The sequence below is a fragment of the Paraburkholderia oxyphila NBRC 105797 genome (genome assembly GCF_000685075.1).
GTDB lineage: Bacteria > Pseudomonadota > Gammaproteobacteria > Burkholderiales > Burkholderiaceae > Paraburkholderia > Paraburkholderia oxyphila.
In genome coordinates, this window is sequence record NZ_BAYD01000164.1 from 1 (window position 1) to 15,806 (window position 15,806).

11 protein-coding genes, 1 pseudogene and 1 riboswitch are annotated in these 15,806 nt (G+C 63.3%); of the genes and pseudogenes, 5 read left to right on the top strand and 7 right to left on the bottom strand.

Translation table 11 applies throughout. From position 1 onward, the window contains the following. The first annotated feature begins 235 nt into the window (after positions 1-235). A riboswitch (cobalamin riboswitch) is annotated at positions 236-431 on the top strand. Between the two features lie 90 nt (positions 432-521). Further along, positions 522-2,591 carry a TonB-dependent receptor domain-containing protein gene (locus tag BO1_RS55545; protein ID WP_245644098.1) on the top strand — a complete coding sequence of 690 codons (2,070 nt, stop codon included), beginning with the start codon at positions 522-524 and terminating at the stop codon, positions 2,589-2,591. Positions 2,592-2,631: 40 nt separating this feature from the next. On the opposite strand, the gene punR is transcribed toward BO1_RS55545, so the two are convergent. Further along, positions 2,632-3,534, bottom strand: a complete 903-nt coding sequence (punR, locus tag BO1_RS45645) for a DNA-binding transcriptional activator PunR (protein ID WP_028223289.1) — start codon at positions 3,532-3,534, stop codon at positions 2,632-2,634. 131 nt (positions 3,535-3,665) lie between these two features. Here punR and BO1_RS45650 point away from each other — a divergent pair, with 131 nt between their 5' ends. Further along, positions 3,666-4,106: a DMT family transporter gene (locus tag BO1_RS45650; protein WP_028223290.1), complete on the top strand. Its 441-nt coding sequence runs from the start codon at positions 3,666-3,668 to the stop codon at positions 4,104-4,106. A gap of 203 nt (positions 4,107-4,309) precedes the next feature. On the opposite strand, the gene BO1_RS61840 is transcribed toward BO1_RS45650, so the two are convergent. Further along, positions 4,310-5,002 carry an H-NS histone family protein gene (locus BO1_RS61840; protein WP_281179253.1) on the bottom strand — a complete coding sequence of 231 codons (693 nt, stop codon included), beginning with the start codon at positions 5,000-5,002 and terminating at the stop codon, positions 4,310-4,312. A gap of 791 nt (positions 5,003-5,793) precedes the next feature. On the opposite strand from BO1_RS61840, the gene BO1_RS55555 reads away from it, so the two are divergent. Then, entirely contained in the window at positions 5,794-7,044 is a 1,251-nt protein-coding gene (locus tag BO1_RS55555) for an MFS transporter (protein WP_084688788.1), read from the top strand. 112 nt (positions 7,045-7,156) lie between these two features. Here the strand turns inward: BO1_RS55555 and phbB are convergent, their stop codons facing one another. The 5 genes and pseudogenes from phbB to BO1_RS61930 all read right to left on the bottom strand — a co-directional run. Next, positions 7,157-7,900, bottom strand: a complete 744-nt coding sequence (phbB, locus tag BO1_RS45665) for an acetoacetyl-CoA reductase (RefSeq protein WP_028223291.1) — start codon at positions 7,898-7,900, stop codon at positions 7,157-7,159. 243 nt (positions 7,901-8,143) lie between these two features. Beyond that, positions 8,144-9,325: an acetyl-CoA C-acetyltransferase gene (locus BO1_RS45670; protein WP_028223292.1), complete on the bottom strand. Its 1,182-nt coding sequence runs from the start codon at positions 9,323-9,325 to the stop codon at positions 8,144-8,146. Between the two features lie 286 nt (positions 9,326-9,611). Beyond that, positions 9,612-10,172 carry a TIGR01841 family phasin gene (gene phaP / locus BO1_RS45675; RefSeq protein ID WP_084688789.1) on the bottom strand — a complete coding sequence of 187 codons (561 nt, stop codon included), beginning with the start codon at positions 10,170-10,172 and terminating at the stop codon, positions 9,612-9,614. Between the two features lie 710 nt (positions 10,173-10,882). After that, on the bottom strand, positions 10,883-11,977 hold the full coding sequence (locus tag BO1_RS61640; protein WP_281179254.1) for a c-type cytochrome: 1,095 nt from the start codon (positions 11,975-11,977) through the stop codon (positions 10,883-10,885). A gap of 84 nt (positions 11,978-12,061) precedes the next feature. Then, positions 12,062-12,415, bottom strand: a pseudogene (locus BO1_RS61930) (c-type cytochrome); the annotation flags it as partial. Between the two features lie 320 nt (positions 12,416-12,735). Here BO1_RS61930 and BO1_RS45685 point away from each other — a divergent pair. Together BO1_RS45685 and BO1_RS45690 are read left to right on the top strand one after the other, a co-directional pair. Next, positions 12,736-13,002, top strand: a complete 267-nt coding sequence (locus BO1_RS45685) for a hypothetical protein (RefSeq protein WP_043289042.1) — start codon at positions 12,736-12,738, stop codon at positions 13,000-13,002. After that, positions 12,971-15,766 (top strand): DNA polymerase II, encoded by a 2,796-nt coding sequence (locus tag BO1_RS45690; protein WP_245644100.1) that lies wholly within the window; start codon positions 12,971-12,973, stop codon positions 15,764-15,766. Before BO1_RS45685 ends, BO1_RS45690 begins: the two co-directional genes overlap by 32 nt. The last annotated feature ends 40 nt before the right edge of the window (positions 15,767-15,806 follow it).

Below are 15,806 nucleotides of genomic sequence, written 5' to 3' on the forward strand. Positions count from 1 at the left end.
TTAAGGCCAACGCGCCAAAAAAAGCCACACCAACCCCAAAGCGATAAACCAACTCGCAACAAATCGTGTGTTGTTACGTACACCATCCACCTACAAGCTCGAAGTGCGCAGCGACGGCGCAATGCAAGGCATGCCAGTAACCGCCCGATTCCGGGGTGCAATAGACCGCGCAGGCTCGACGAGCATTTTCGCAACGCCCAATGCGCAATGAGTTGACGCATGCGCGGCACGGCCATTACCCTTGCGCCCTGATGGTTCCCGGCGACGGGATCAAAAGGGAACGCAGTGGGCGCACATGCGCCACGAGTCTGCGGCTGCCCCCGCAACTGTGAGCGGCGAGTCCATGCCGAACGTGCCACTGGGAAACCGGGAAGGCCGGCAAGGGGCGTCGACCCGCGAGCCAGGAGACCTGCCATCGACCGAGGTCCAAGCAGCCGCAAGGGGCGGGGTGTCCCGAAGCGCCAGCACCGCACGCATGCGGTCGCCCGTTGCATGGACAGCCCGACCTCAGGATCAGTCGCATGTCCACCACCATGATTGCATCGGTTCCCGCACAGGGAACCCGCCGCCGCCGCGTTGCTGGCATTTGCCCGATTTCCGGCCCTGCCAACCAAGATGTCCGCCGGACCACGCTGCGCCCACTCGCGGCCGCCTGCGCCTTCGCTGCATGCGCATGGCACGGCGCGTACGCCGCCGACGCCGCGCCAGCGGCGCCGCTATCGCCCGCCGAAGCTTCCAGCGCTTCGGCCGCTTCCACAGACGACACCGGCACCACGCTGCCGAACATTCTCGTGGTGGGCGACACGCAGCATCTGCCGCAATCGTTCGACCAGCGCTACGCGAGCACCCAGGTGCTCACACGCGAGGACCTCGACCGCCTCTCGCCTGCCGACCCGAGCATCACGCAGGCGCTCGCGACGCTGCCGGGCGTGACCGTCTCGCAGAGCGGCGGTCCGGGCTCGGTGGCGTCGGTGAGCATTCGCGGCTCGGCGGGCAATCAGGTCGCGGTCTTCATCGACGGCATCCGCGTGGGCTCCGTCACGACCGGCGAGGCCGAGTGGGCCGACCTGCCGACTGAGGCGTTCGACCGCGTCGAGGTGATCTCGGGCCCGGCCGCCGCCTCGTTCGGCGCGGACGCCGTGGGCGGCGTCGTGCAGCTTTTCACGCGTCACGCGTCGAACCTGCCGAATCAGACGACGGCTTCGTTCGGCGGCGGGTCCAACAAGACCTTCGACACGCAGCTACGCACCTCAGGCACCGTGCCATCGACGGGACCACTCGCGGCGCTCGGCGGCCTCACGTACTCGCTCGGGCTACACGACTACAACACGGCGGGCATCGACGCGACACAGCCCTGGGCCTACGGCCACGAGGACGGCCGCAATCCGTATCACGCGCAGGACGTGGATGGGCGGCTCGGCTACGCGCGCGACAACTGGTCGATTTCGACGTTCGCGCTGTATCACCGCTCCGACCTTTCCTATGACAATGCGGGCGGCAACGACCGGCAGGCCGATTATCAATTGACGACCGGCGTCGCGTTCCACCTCGACATCACGCCGTTTACGCAATTCGACCAGTCCGTGGGTTACGCGACCGATCGGCAATTCATCTACTCGAACGATCCCACGATACCGACTGACGAATTCAACTCGACGCGCTTTTCCACCTCGACCTCGATCACGCATCAGGAGACCAGGCACACGCTGTTCGGCCTGCCGCTTTCGGGCGAAACCAAGCTCGCCTACGACTTCTCGCGCGAGCTGGCATTTCTGCCCGTCGATGTCCCGAGCGGCCTGCCCGCACGCAACGACTCCGCCGTCTCGCTGCACCAGTCGGCCACGCTTGGCGACGTGACGCTGTTCCTCGCCGGGCGCCACGAGATCGTCCAGGGGCAGAGCGTCAATACCGGCAACGCCGCGCTCTCGTGGGCGATCACGCCGGTCTACACGGCGCGCGTTTCGTACGGCAACGCATTCCGCCTGCCGACGTTCAACGACCTCTACTACCCCGGCTACGCGAACCCCAATCTCCTGCCCGAGCGCAGCGACAGCGTAGAGGCGGCGCTCGACGCCAACACGTCGTTCGGCACCTTCACGGCGGCGATATACGACACCCGCGTGCACGACCTGATTACCTACGATTCACAGACCTTTCTGCCGGTGAACGTCGGGCGGGCGCACATTCAGGGGATCGACCTCTCGTACAAGGGCACGCTCGGCAAGTCCACGCCCGTGAGTCTCGCGGTCGGCATTCTCAATCCGCAGGACGTGACCGACCAGACCTGGCTGAACCGCCGCCCGCGGCAGACCGTGAGCCTCAGCGTCGACCACACGTGGGACGAATTCAATCTCCATGCGTTGAGCACCGGCGTCTCGCTGCTCTACGGCGGCTCGACCTATGACGATCAGTTCAATACGCTCTATTTACCGTCGTATACAACGGTGAGCCTGCGAGCCTCGTACAAGGTGAATACGCACCTGATGCTGTCCGCGTCGCTATCGAATCTGTTCAACCGGCAATACATGACCGCCTACGGCTACAACACGCTGGGCCGGACGGCATTCGGAAAACTCACGTATACGTTCTGATGCCAGGCGGTGCGCCACTCGAGCGGCGCACCGCCTGCATTCAGGAAATCCACTCGGCGTGCAGCTTTTCGGTCTCGCCCAGATAATCGAGCACCCAGCGCAGCACGGGGGGCGTTTTCTGGCCGTACCATGCAACGCAGCATGGGCTAGGCGTCTTGGGATGCGCAATCGGCTTCTCGATCAGGCGACCGGACTCGACGAAGGGCCGCGCGAGATGCACGGGCATATAGCCGATGCCGAGCCCCTCCACGAAGCAGTTGATGGCGCGCTGCCAGTCCGGCACCACGAGCCGCCGCTGGTTGGGCAGCAGCCAGGTGTCGCGGCGTGGAATTTCACGCGAGGTATCTTCCAGACAAATCGCCGGAAACGTGGCGAGCACCTCATTGGACAGCGGCGACTGGGCAGCGGCGAGCGGATGATTCGGACTCACGAGAAACGCCCACTCGATCGCCCCCATGTCGCGAAAGCAGAATTCGCCGCCAACGGGAACCGCCGTCGTCGCCCCGATCGCAATGTCGGCGCGCCCGGTGGCGAGCGCCTCCCACACGCCGTTGAACACCTCGATGCGCACGATCAGCTCCACATTGTCGAAGTGCCGGTAAAAATCGGCCATCAACGCATTGATGCGATGACTCGACACGATATTGTCTAACGCAATGGAAAGGCTCGGCTGCCAGCCATTGGCCACGCGCAGCGTTTCACGGCGAATTTCCTCTATTTTGTTCAGCACGCCCCGCGCTTCGTTCACGAAATGCTGCCCGGCCTCGGTGGGCACCACGTTGCGATGCAAGCGCCGGAACAACACGACGCCCAGTTCCTCTTCGATATTCCGCACCGCGTAACTCACGGCCGAGGGCACGCGATGCAGCGCCCTGGCTGCAGCGGTAAAGCTGCCGGTTCGCGCGATCAGCTCGATGAGCTGGAGCGACTCGATAGACAGCACTTCACGTCTCCTTGCTGTGAATTCCTTTGAAGGCACGCGTGAAAATATACCGTTTCACGTTCGATCCGCGCAGATCGATACTGTTACGGGCAGTATTTGAACCACAACGCGAGATTTAGAGCGGAGGAATTATGGCAAACAACGTAATTGGACTTGGCGCCATCGCGGCGCTCGGTGGCTGCGCGGTCGCCCTGCAAGGGCAATTCATGGGGATCATGGCAAAGAGCATTGGCACGACCGGCGGCATTTTCGTGAATTACATCAGTGGCGCCGTGCTGGCGATCGTGTTGCTGGCCGCGGCTCAAGGCGGGAGCCTCAAGGCGTGGGCCGAGGTGCCATGGTATGCGCTTTCGGCGGGTGCACTCGGCCTCGTCATTGCAGGATCGATCGGCTATACCGCTTCGCGGCTCGGGCTGACGACGGCATTTACCATCATCGTGGCCACGCAATTCGCCGTCTCGGTCATGCTCGATCACTTCGGCTGGCTTGGCGCCATCGCACGCCCACTCGAAATGACGCGCGTCCTGGGCGTGGGCGCAATCATTACCGGCGTCTGGCTCACCTCGAAATGAGAGCAAGGCCGGCTGAAATAATCAGGCCCGCCATTGCAAAAATGTAAAGCGAGGATGCTTGAACGGCCGCGATGAAAAACGTCGACGGCGAATGCTTTGCAGTGGAAACCATAGCCGGCGTTGCGCCGCTCCTCGTGGGAATCAGCGCAACGCCGGCTGTGGCCAGGCGGCTTTATCGGGCCGCCGGATCAAGCGCGCTTCTATCAGGCTGCGGCTGGTGCCGGTGCAGCAGGAGCCGGCGCGGCGGCGGCACGTGCCTTGCGTGCTACCGTCTTGCGCGGCGCAGCGGCCTTCTTCACGGGTGCGCCTTTCTTGCGACCGCGCTTGGCCGCTACGGGCGTGGCGGCACGGCCAGCCGTGGTCTTTTTTGAGCTGGCGGTTTTTGCGCCGGCCTTTTTCGCAGCCGCGGTCTTCTTCGCGCCGGCGGCTTTAGCCGATGCAGCCTTGGGCGCCGCGCCTGCCTCGATCAGGAATTTCGAACGATCCTTGACGTCGCGAATCCAGGCCGGCGCACGTCCGCGCCCGGTCCAGGTTGCGCCGGTTTTCGGATCGGCGTATTTCGGCGCGACCGGATGCGCATTGGGATGCAGCGCTTTCGCTGCGCCATTTGCGGCCTTGGCGCCCGGCTTGCGGCCACGCCTTTTCCCGACGAAGCTCTCGATATCAGCAAGGTTCAAACCGTGCTTGTGCATCAGATCGCGAATTTTTGCGAGCCCGATGGACGATTGCTTTTCGGCAATCGCTTCCGCCTGTTTCTGCAGCTTTGCGATCTTTTGGGTGATCGCGTCCAACGTAACCATACTCTTTCTCCCTGTCAGGAATTCACCCCCAAGCAACCGTTTAAACTTCGTTTGCATGTCGAAGTTTGGCTTGGCCCATTTAGGCAATGCCGTCATGGCACACACAATTATGTACGCAAATCGGCAATACATGCAAATTGGCTGCTATTAGCGTGCGCATTCGCAGATCAATCGCGACGATTTCGAAGCCGAATTCTTCCGAATCCTTTCATTCGATGACACGAATCGAGGCGATTGCCGGAACCCGGTCCGCACGCGGCACATTTGAGATTCACGATACGGACTTTGAAAAAGCCGCGCTTGCCGCGAGGCAATCCAGGTTCACCGAATGACATGCGGTGCTTTTAGCCAATTGCAAGAGCAAACGATTGGCTTTCGTGCGTGCGAAAAATTACACGTCATTTCAAGAACGGCGCGCGTCGTGGGCAATTGCGATCGCGCGATCGTCCCGATCGGGCTATTGTGCGTTGGCAGCGGGATCGAGAAGCACGAGGTCGAACCATCTTTTGCGGTGCGCCCGGCGCAAATACGTCAGATCATCTAAAATGCGCATCCTGGCAGTCCGGCATCGAGCGCGCCATCCGTGTTTCGATTCCGGCGCATTCCCCCAATACCGCCGCCGGTTTGCTCGACATGCGGCTCACCGTGCGGATCTTTTCCGAACCTTGCACGCCATGCGTGCGGTCAGGGCGCTGCTTTAAAGACCGGCTTGCCCCTTTCCTGACCCGAACGGCCTCACGTGCGCGCACGCGCATCAATGATGCGCCGCGAGCCACGCCTCGCAATACGCGTGATTCAGGTGCGGCGAACGATGAATGTGCGCAGCCTGTTACCGATAACATCCAGCACGCCGCGTAATTCGCGGCCCAGTTTTCCGAACGATAGACATGAGTGCACCCGTCGAATCTCCCATTCGCCCTGCTAGCCGCGCACACGACGCAGCGTCGCGCGACGCTGCTGCCACGGCGCCCCTCGTCGAGCCGCCGCACGGACTCGCGCTTGCCGAGCTGTCCCTCGCGCTCGGCGGCTTCGCCATCGGCACGGCGGAATTCGCGGCCATGGGCATCCTGCCGGAGATGGCCGGCGACCTCCACGTCTCGATTCCGCAAGCGGGACACATGATCAGCGCCTATGCGGCCGGCGTTGTCGTCGGCGCGCCGCTCATCACGGTTGCGCTCGCGAGAATGCCCAGGCGCGCGCTGCTGATCGTCCTGATGCTGCTTTACGCCATTGGCAATGGCGCGACGGCGATCTTCCACAGCTATCCGTTTGCGCTCGCGAGCCGCTTTATCGCAGGGCTGCCGCATGGCGCCTATTTCGGGCTTGCGGCGCTCGCTGCAGCGGCGCTCGTGCCGCCGCACAAGCGCGGCGCCGCGATCGGCAAGGTGATGCTGGGCTTGAGCGTTGCCAACGTCATAGGCGTGCCGGCGGCCACGTGGCTCGGCCAGGCACTGGGCTGGCAAGCCTGCTTTGCGGCAGTCGCCGTCATTGCGCTGATCACGGCGGGCATGATCGCCTGGTCGGTGCCGCGCCTGCCGATGTCGGGCAAGGCGAGTCCGCTCACCGAGCTCGGCGCGCTCGGCCGCCCTCAGGTGCTGTTGACGCTGCTCGCTTCGGCGGTCGGCTTTGGCGGGATCTTTTCCGTCTATAGCTATGTGGCGTCCACGCTCACCCAAGTAACGCAAATCGCCAGTTATCACGTGCCCTGGGCATTGGCGCTGATCGGGCTCGGGATGATTGCCGGCAACACCGCCTGTGGATGGCTCGCGGACCGCTGGCTCAAGCGGACCATGCTCGGCATGTACGCATTCACGGCGGCGGTATTGCTCGTGTTCGTGGTGGCCGCGCCACACCTCTGGGCGATGCTGGCGATGCTCTTTTGCGTGGGGGCGGGGTCGGCGTGCACGCCGGCGTTCCAGTCGCGCCTGATGGACGTGGCGGGCGATGCGCAGTCGCTGGCGGCGGCGCTCAATCACAGCGCGTTCAATATCGCCAACGCGGTGGGCGCATGGTTGGGCGGGCTCGTGATTGCCGCCGGATTCGGCTGGGTCGCTACGGGCTGGGTGGGCGCGATTCTCGCCGCGCTAGGGATAGGCGTGCTGCTGATTTCGTTCAGTCTGGAGCGCCGGGCGGCATAGACCGCCGCGTGGCGCACGCAACGAACGACGCCGGCCATGAGGGCCGGCGCCGGTTGCAGCGAAGCAAAGCGAGGGCCTGTTCAGTCTCATGACAGGCCCTCGCTGCCGCACATTACTGCATGTGCTGACCGCCGTTGATGGGGATGTTCGCGCCGGTCACGAAGCTGGCGTCGTCCGAGCACAGGAACAGCACGAGCGCGGCGACTTCTTCCGGATTGCCGAGGCGGCCCATCGGGATCTGCGGGATGATCTTCGTATCGAGAATCTCCTGCGGAATGGCGGTAACCATCTTCGTCGCGAGATAGCCCGGCGAAATCGTGTTCACCGTCACACCCTTACGGGCGACTTCCAGCGCGAGCGATTTCGTGAAGCCGTGCATGCCGGCCTTCGCCGCCGCATAGTTCGTCTGGCCCACGGCGCCCTTGGAGCCATTCACCGACGAAATATTGATGATGCGGCCCCAGCCGAGCTCGACCATGCTGTCGCACAGCGGCTTCGCGATGTTGAAGATGGAGTCCAGGTTCGTGCGCAGGACCGCATCCCAATTGACCTTGTCCATCTTCTTGAAGGTCATGTCGCGCGTGATGCCGGCATTGTTGATCAGAATGTCGACGGGGCCGATTTCATTCTTGATCTTCTGCGAGCCGCGCTGGCACGAATCGTAGTCGGCGACGTCGATGGAGTATGCGTGGAATTCGCGGCCCGTCTCCTTCATTCTGGCCAGCCAGTCCTTTGCGCCTGCGTTGTCCGGCGAGTGCGTGACGACGACCTTATAGCCTGCGTCGTACAGCCGTACGCTGATTGCCTCACCGAGACCGCCCATACCACCCGTTACCAATGCAATACGCTTAGTCATGCTATTTATCCGCGAGATAAAATTTCAATGAATCGTGTGGCACGCCGTAATTGGAGCGCCACTCTTGCGTCGCCCGGCATCCTCGCACGCGAGGCGAAGGCCGCTCGGGCAAGATCGCGCGGCTTATAGTGTCCGTCTTATCTTGCGCGAAATTTGTTCGGCCCGCCCGCTAACGCACGTTTCGTGCCTCGCGGGCGAACCGCATTACCTTAGTACTGCCTGGTCAGCCTTGACTGGCTGAATTCAGGCGCGCTCGAGCGCCAGCGCCACGCCCATGCCGCCGCCGATGCACAGCGAAGCCAGACCGCGCTTCGCGTCGCGGCGGTGCATTTCATGCAGCAGCGTCACCAGAATGCGGCAACCCGATGCACCAATCGGGTGACCGATTGCAATCGCCCCGCCGTTCACGTTGATCTTCGACGTGTCCCAGCCCATCTGCTTGTTCACGGCCAGCGCCTGCGCCGCGAATGCCTCGTTGATCTCCATCAGATCGAGGTCGTCCACCGACCAGCCTGCACGCTCGAGGCAGCGCTTCGACGCCGGCACCGGGCCCATGCCCATCACCTTCGGGTCCACGCCGCCAGTTGCATAAGCCTTGATGCGCGCGAGCGGCGTGAGGCCCAGCGCCTCGGCCTTCTTGCCCGACATCACCAGCACCGCCGCCGCGCCGTCGTTCAGGCCCGAGGCGTTCGCCGCCGTCACCGTGCCTTCCTTCGAGAAAGCAGGTTTCAGGCCAGCAAGCGACTCAGCGGTCACGCCGTGGCGCACGAACTCGTCGGTGTTGAAGAGGAGCGGCTCGCCCTTGCGCTGCGGAATCTCCACCGGCACGATTTCCGCGTCGAAGCGGCCCGCCTTCTGCGCGGCTTCCGCCTTGTTCTGCGAGAGCGCCGCGAACGCGTCCTGTTCTTCGCGCGTGATGCCGTATTCCTTCGCCACGTTCTCCGCGGTCACGCCCATGTGGTACTGGTTATAGACGTCCCACAGGCCGTCGACGATCATGCTGTCGATCAGCTTCGCATCGCCCATGCGGAAGCCGTCGCGCGAGCCCGGCAGCACGTGCGGCGCCGCGCTCATGTTCTCCTGGCCGCCGGCCACGACGATCTCCGAATCGCCCGCAAGGATCGCGTTGGCCGCGAGCATCACGGCCTTCAGGCCCGAGCCGCAGACCTTGTTGATCGTCATCGCGGGCACCGCTGTGGGCAGCCCCGCCTTGAGCGACGCCTGACGGGCGACGTTCTGACCCGAACCCGCGGTCAGCACCTGACCCATGATCACGTCGCTCACCTGCTCGGGCTTCACGCCCGCGCGCTCCAGCGCGGCCTTGATGACCAGCGCGCCCAGATCGGGTGCCGCAATCTTCGCAAGCGTTCCGCCGAATTTGCCGACCGCGGTACGTGCGGCCGAAACGATCACAATGTCAGTCAATTTCCACTCCTGCGTTAAAAATACTCACGATGCCCGCGCGGTAAGACGCGACGGGAACCGCAGCGGCGCCACAGCAACTTCGCAATGAGCGTAACTGCGTCCTGTCACACGAAGATGACAAATCAGAGAATGCGCGCAAATTTTTTTTGCGCGACGAATGGGTATGAATTGAAAGCGAGGAATTGGGTGGGCGGCGCGCTGCAGGCGCTATGCGCCGGGATCCGTCGATATCCGTCGAATCGGACAGGCAGACGCGCCGCGCCCTGAAGCGTGAGCGCCGTAGCGATCAGTTCGCGGCCTGCCTCGTTTGCGCGGCACGCTGCGTTGCGGCGGCAACCGTATCGAGCCGGCCTTGTGCAGCCTCGATGGCTTGACGCGTCATCGTGCGCACGGAATCGGCAGCGTTGCCGAAAGCCGCAAACGTCGTGTTCATTGCGGCGACAAACGGCTCCGAGCCGGCGGGCGCGCTTTGCGAGAAACGCTCGGCCAATGCCTTGACGCACTGCTCTTGCCGCTCGGTTTGCGCCTGTGCCACCTCGGTCCATTCGGAATGGGCATGGGCCGCGATATCGAAGAGCTGGCGGCCGTACGACATGGCCTTCGAAGCAGCCTGCTGCGATGCGTTCAGCTGCTGCGTGAAAAGCTCCACCGGATTGCTGATTTGAAGCGTGCTTTTCAGCGCGGCTTCGTTGTCGGCAATGGCCGCGCGGGCCGTCTGCATGTTGAGCGCAATCGTGGCTTCGAAGCTCTCGAACGCTGGCTTGGCCAGGGCAAAAAATACCGCGACGCTGGATTCATAGTGTGCGCGGAGACGATCGGGGGCGGAAAACGTCACGGGCTCGGTCATCGGCTATGCCTCATGGTTAGTGATGCGAAACAGATTGAATTGAGGGCCACCACCCAACACGGCCCTGAAACACGACGATCAGCAATGTTCGAAATGCGGACATTGCCGTGGCAGTGAAATTAGAGAGTTAATTCTAAGCGGAGAATTTAACAATTTTGTGGAAGATGGGTTAGGTACAAACCCTGGGATCCATGCGCCCCGGTTCATTTCTTGCATTTGTAAGCGCAATCACCAGAAGCAGGCAGCAACACAACAAGATGCGTGCGCCAATCGCACACCGGCGCAACGCCCGCCCCACGGGGCTGCGCCGCCCAGAAGTCGTGAATTGGCAAGATGCGAGACTGCATCTGATTCGACCCCGACGCAATCCCGCCGGCAGCATAGGGACTATTCGCCTGATTGAATTGCGTACGAGCGTGCGCATTTACGGCGCTTGATATATGCCTTTTAAATACAGCGCGTACATAAATCGGAACGGCGCATTGGCTTCGAAAATATGAATATTAATATTTCTCGGGCGATCGCCAGCCGGTTAAAGTGAAATCGCTATTCGAGGTTTTGCTGCGCGCATTTCCACCGGCGCCATGCGCCAATCATTGCGGCGCGTCCATGAGATATCGCCGCCCGATTTCCGGCCATTCAGCCTGTGAGCCGGCGACGCGCCACCGCCGCGGCGGGCAGGTCGTGTCCCCGCCCGCCACCCGAATACTTCATGGACTGCCAAGCAGATGGCCGTTCACCACCGTGCCATACAGCGAGTTCGGCGTGTCGTGATACTTCGCGCGCGTCTGCGCGACCGAGCCCGTGAAGCGCGGGTCCTGCGGCCGCTCGTGGCTGTCCATGAACGTCGCGACATCCCACGCTTGCTGATCCGTCAACGTGCCGCCCAGACCCAGCGGCATATTCGCCTTGATGAATCCGGCGGCGTTCTGGATCTCATGCATGCCCGCGCCCCAGTTGAACGAGCGCGCGCCCCATAGCGGCGGGAACACCGTCTGGCCATTGCCGTTCTTGCCCTGGCCATCCGCGCCGTGACACAACGCGCAATGCTGTGCATAAACCGCGGCGCCGCGTGCGTAATCCGCTTTCTGCGCGGGCGCAGGCAACTTCGGATAGCCGCGGCCAGCCACTTTGCCGCCCACCGGCGCACCCGTGGCCAGCCAGTACGAGTAGCTTTCCAGCGCGACCAGCACCGGATCGCCGAGCGGCGGCGCCTTGCCATTCATGCTGTAGTTGAAGCAGCCCTGCAACCGTTCCGCAAATGTATTCACGTGCCCGTTCTTGCTGCGATAGGCGGGATACGAAACAAAGGCGGCCCATAGCGGGCCCGAATCGGCCTTGCGTCCCGCGTCGATATGGCAATTCGCGCAGCTCAGCGAATTGCCTACGAATTTCCCTGCGTACTGGCCGGTATGCCGGAAGATCTGCTCGCCGAGCTTCACTGATTTGCCGAAGTCGCCGTCCGGCATCGCGCTTTCGGGAGGTGGCTGAAATGACGCGGCGTGCTCGCCCGTGGCCGCCTGGGGTTGCGATGCGGCGACCGCGCCATTCGCTTCGGCCTGCGGCTGTTGCGCGTAATACAGCGCTATAGCGTGCATATCGGCGTCGTTCAGCTTGCTCGCAACGGCCGGCATCAGCGCCAGCGGGCCGGGCGGCCGCTTGCCGTTCTTCCACGCATCGAGCTGCGCCTCGATATAGGCCGCGGGCTGACCGGCCAGCGGCGGGAATGCAGTGCCGACACCCACGCCGCCCGGCCCATGACATTGCACGCAGGCGGGCAGCTCCTGCTGCCAGCGGCCGCGCATAGCGAGCCAGGCGCCGCTATCGGAGGGCGCGGCGTCGGAGGGATCTTGCGTGCGGATGCCCTGCGGTGCGCTCAGGCTGCTGAAGTACTGCGCCACAGCGTTGCGCTCATTGGCCGACATATTCTTCGCGAGCGGCTGCATCACGCTGTTTTCGCGGCTGCCGTCGGCGAACGCGGCGAGTTGCGCTTCGAAGTAACCCGCGCCCAGGCCTGCAAGCCGCGGGAAGCCCGCCGCCGCGTTGCCCTCGCCGTTCGCGCCATGACAGCTGATGCACGCCGGAACGCCGTTGGCGGTGCCTTGCATCGCGATCGTCCGGCCCAGAGGCGTGGATTGTGTTTGCTGCGCGTACGCGCCCGGTGCGCCCAGTGCCGCCAGAGCAATCGTCATCGCCAGCGCCGTTGCGCCCCGTATCGCTCGCGCGAATCGTTTGAATTGCATTGCGTCTCCCGATGGTCTTTCGCGTGTTCTTTCTCGTGTCCCGGCGCTATTTTCGCTTAACCCGCGCAATCGGCCTTTCGAACGCGCCTTGTGCGACTCGATGACACCAACCCGTACTCGTCGTCAGGCTCGTTTGCAAACGGTCGCGCCACGCGAGCCCGTATCCGTTGCGCGCGCATCCGTATGGACGCCGTGCGCGTAATGCGCGCTGCGCGTAATAAAATGTAATTGCAAGTCATTATTCAGCGCTCCGACGCAAAAAGCCTTCAAATGCCCACTTCATTTCGCGCGATTTCCCCCACAAGCAAATGAGGTGAACGATGAAAACGGCATGGAGGTGGTCGGCGGTTCTGGTGGCGCTCAGCGCAATCGCACTCGCGATGGGTAGTGCAATCGCATCCGCACAGGAGAGCAAGGCAAGGGGCGTTCAGCACGTCTTGCTCATCAGCTTCGACGGCTTGCACGAACAGGACGTCGCGCGCTGCATCGGCGGCAATAGCTGCCCGAATCTCGCGCTGCTCGCCGCCCGATATCATCGCGCAGCCGAACCCGGGCATGATCTACACGTCGAGCAAGACGAAGGATGACGAGCATGGCGGCAACGCGCCCGACGACAGCCACCTCGGCCTCGTCGTCTGGTGTGCCGGGGTGCCTGACGGTGGCCGCGAGGTTCGTGAGCGCGCTCAGACCAGGCAGGTCGCGCCCACCATCCTGCGCGCGCTCAAGCTCGATCCGAACCTGCGGCATGCGGTTGGCGTGGAAGGCACGCAGGTGCTGCCCGGACTCGGCCTGAAGTCCGACGAGGAGTCCGCGCGGCAACCGGGGCCGGCGCTTGACACGAAGCGCCGGCCTTTCCATTTGGTCACGCATTACGCGCGTCGAATCACACCCAACCGCGCCTCAACCCGCACAGTCCCGCCGACGAGTGGCGTTACAATTTCGGCAGACACATCAGGCCTGCGGGTACGCACAGTGACCGAGCTTCAACCCGGCTTAGAGCCGGGCTTCATTCTGACGCGACATTGGCGCGACACGCCTCACCATACCGAAGTCGAATTCTGGCTGGCGACGCCCGATGGCCCCAGGCAACTGCGCCTGCGCGCGCAAACGTCCGTCGCTTTCGTGCCGGCCGCGCAACGCGAGACGGCACTCGGCGCGCTCGAGAGCAACAAGGGCGCCGAGCTGCGCCCCCTCGATCTCAAGGACTTTAGCCAGCGGCCCGTGCTGGGCCTCTATGCGCCGCAATACCGCCAGCTCACCGGCACGGCGAAGCGCCTGGCGAAAGCGGGCGTGGACGTCTACGAAGCGGATATCCAGCCGCCCGAGCGCTACATGATGGAGCGCTTCATCACAGCGCCCGTGCTGTTTCGCGGCAGGCCGGACGCGAGCGGCCTGCTGCTCGACGCGGAACTCAAGCCCGCCGCCGACTATCGCCCGACGCTCAGGCTCGTCTCGCTGGACATCGAAACGAGCGCGCAGGGCGAGCTCTATTCGATCGCGCTCGAAGGCTGCGGGCAGCGCCAGGTCTTCATGCTCGCGCCCGAAAACGGCGACGCAAGCGGACTCGATTTCGACTTCGAGTACTGCGAGAGCCGTGCGCAGATGCTCACGCGCCTGAACGAATGGATGGCGCTGCACGATCCCGACGCCATCATCGGCTGGAATCTCGTGCAGTTCGATTTGCGCGTGCTGCACGCGCATTCGCAGCAATATGGCGTGCCGCTGCGCCTCGGACGCGGCGGCGCCGTGATGGACTGGCGCGAGCATAGCGTCAACCAGAACCACTTCTTCGCGGGCGCGGCGGGACGGCTCATCATCGACGGCATCGAGGCGCTGCGCTCGGCCACCTGGAGCTTTGCGTCGTTCAGCCTCGAATCGGTCGCGCAAGCGCTGCTGGGCGCGGGCAAGGCCATCGACAATCCGTATCAGCGCATGGACGAGATCCAGCGCCGCTTCGACGAAGACAAGCCCGCGCTGGCCCGCTACAACCTCAAGGACTGCGAACTGGTCACGCGCATCTTCGAGAAAACCGAGCTGATTGCGTTCCTGCTCGAACGCGCCTCGGTCACGGGACTGCCCGCCGACCGCAGCGGCGGCTCGGTCGCGGCGTTCACGCATCTCTATCTGCCGCGTATGCACCGGCTCGGCTACGTGGCGCCGAATCTCGGCGACGTGGTCGGTGAAAACAGTCCGGGCGGCTTCGTGATGGATTCGCGGCCGGGCCTCTACGACTCGGTGCTCGTGCTCGACTACAAGAGTCTGTATCCCTCGATCATCCGCACGTTTCTGATCGATCCCGTGGGGCTGATCGAAGGCCTGCGCGAGCCCGATGACGAGCACTCCGTGCCTGGCTTTCTGGGCGCGCGCTTTTCGCGCGCGATGCACTGCCTGCCCGAGATCGTGCGCCAGGTGTGGGAGGGCCGCGAAAATGCGAAGCGCCAGAAGAACGCGCCGCTTTCGCAGGCGCTGAAGATCATCATGAATGCGTTTTACGGCGTGCTTGGTTCGACGGGCTGCCGGTTCTTCGATCCGCGCCTTGCTTCGTCGATCACGATGCGCGGCCACGAGATCATGCGCAAGACGCGCGAGCTCATCGAGGCGCAGGGGTACGACGTCATCTATGGCGACACCGACTCCACCTTTGTGTGGCTCAAGCGCGCGCATACGGAAGAGGAGGCCACGCGCACGGGCCGGGCGCTGGTCGAGCACGTCAACCGGTGGTGGAAGGCCGAGTTGCGTGAACGCTATGGTCTCGAGAGTGCACTGGAATTGCAGTTCGAGCGCCATTATTCGCGTTTTCTCATGCCCACCGTGCGCGGCGCGGAAGAGGGCAGCAAGAAGCGCTATGCAGGGCTTGCGCGCACCAAGGACGGCGGCGAGGAGGTGGTGTTCAAGGGGCTGGAGACCGTGCGCACCGACTGGACGCCGCTCGCTCAGCAATTCCAGCGCGAGTTGTATCGGCGCGTCTTCAAGCGCGAACCGTATGCCGATTATGTGCGCGACTATGTGAAGCGCACGCTGAGCGGCGGGTTCGATGAGCAGCTCGTGTTCAGGAAGCGGCTGCGTCGGCCGCTCAGTGATTATCGGCGTAATGTGCCGCCTCATGTGCGTGCGGCGCGTGTCGCTGATGAATTTAATCGCGCGAAAGGCCGTCCGTTGCAGTATCAGAATGGCGGCTGGATCAGCTATGTGATGACGACGGTGGGCCCTGAGCCGCTGGAGACGCTTAGCTCGCCGATCGATTATGGGTTCTATTTGAGCCGGCAGTTGCAGCCGGTGGCTGATGCTATTTTGCCGTTTCTGCGTGAGGAGTTTGAGACGCTGATTTCGGGGCAGGCGAGTCTGTTCTGAAGGAACGATTTTGGGGGCCGCTGGGCGGCGTTGGCCTTAA

Bases quoted from the DNA above. Each gene is read 5' to 3' on its own strand.
- BO1_RS55545 (WP_245644098.1), top strand. From the start codon at position 522: ATGTCCACCACCATGATTGCATCGGTTCCCGCACAGGGAACCCGCCGC.
- BO1_RS45650 (WP_028223290.1), top strand. From the start codon at position 3,666: ATGGCAAACAACGTAATTGGACTTGGCGCCATCGCGGCGCTCGGTGGC.
- BO1_RS61840 (WP_281179253.1), bottom strand. From the start codon at position 5,002: ATGACGGCATTGCCTAAATGGGCCAAGCCAAACTTCGACATGCAAACG.
- BO1_RS55555 (WP_084688788.1), top strand. From the start codon at position 5,794: ATGAGTGCACCCGTCGAATCTCCCATTCGCCCTGCTAGCCGCGCACAC.
- phbB (WP_028223291.1), bottom strand. From the start codon at position 7,900: ATGACTAAGCGTATTGCATTGGTAACGGGTGGTATGGGCGGTCTCGGT.
- phaP (WP_084688789.1), bottom strand. From the start codon at position 10,172: ATGACCGAGCCCGTGACGTTTTCCGCCCCCGATCGTCTCCGCGCACAC.
- BO1_RS61640 (WP_281179254.1), bottom strand. From the start codon at position 11,977: ATGCGCGGCCGCTGGCAGCAGGAGCTGCCCGCCTGCGTGCAATGTCAT.
- BO1_RS45685 (WP_043289042.1), top strand. From the start codon at position 12,736: ATGAAAACGGCATGGAGGTGGTCGGCGGTTCTGGTGGCGCTCAGCGCA.
- BO1_RS45690 (WP_245644100.1), top strand. From the start codon at position 12,971: ATGATCTACACGTCGAGCAAGACGAAGGATGACGAGCATGGCGGCAAC.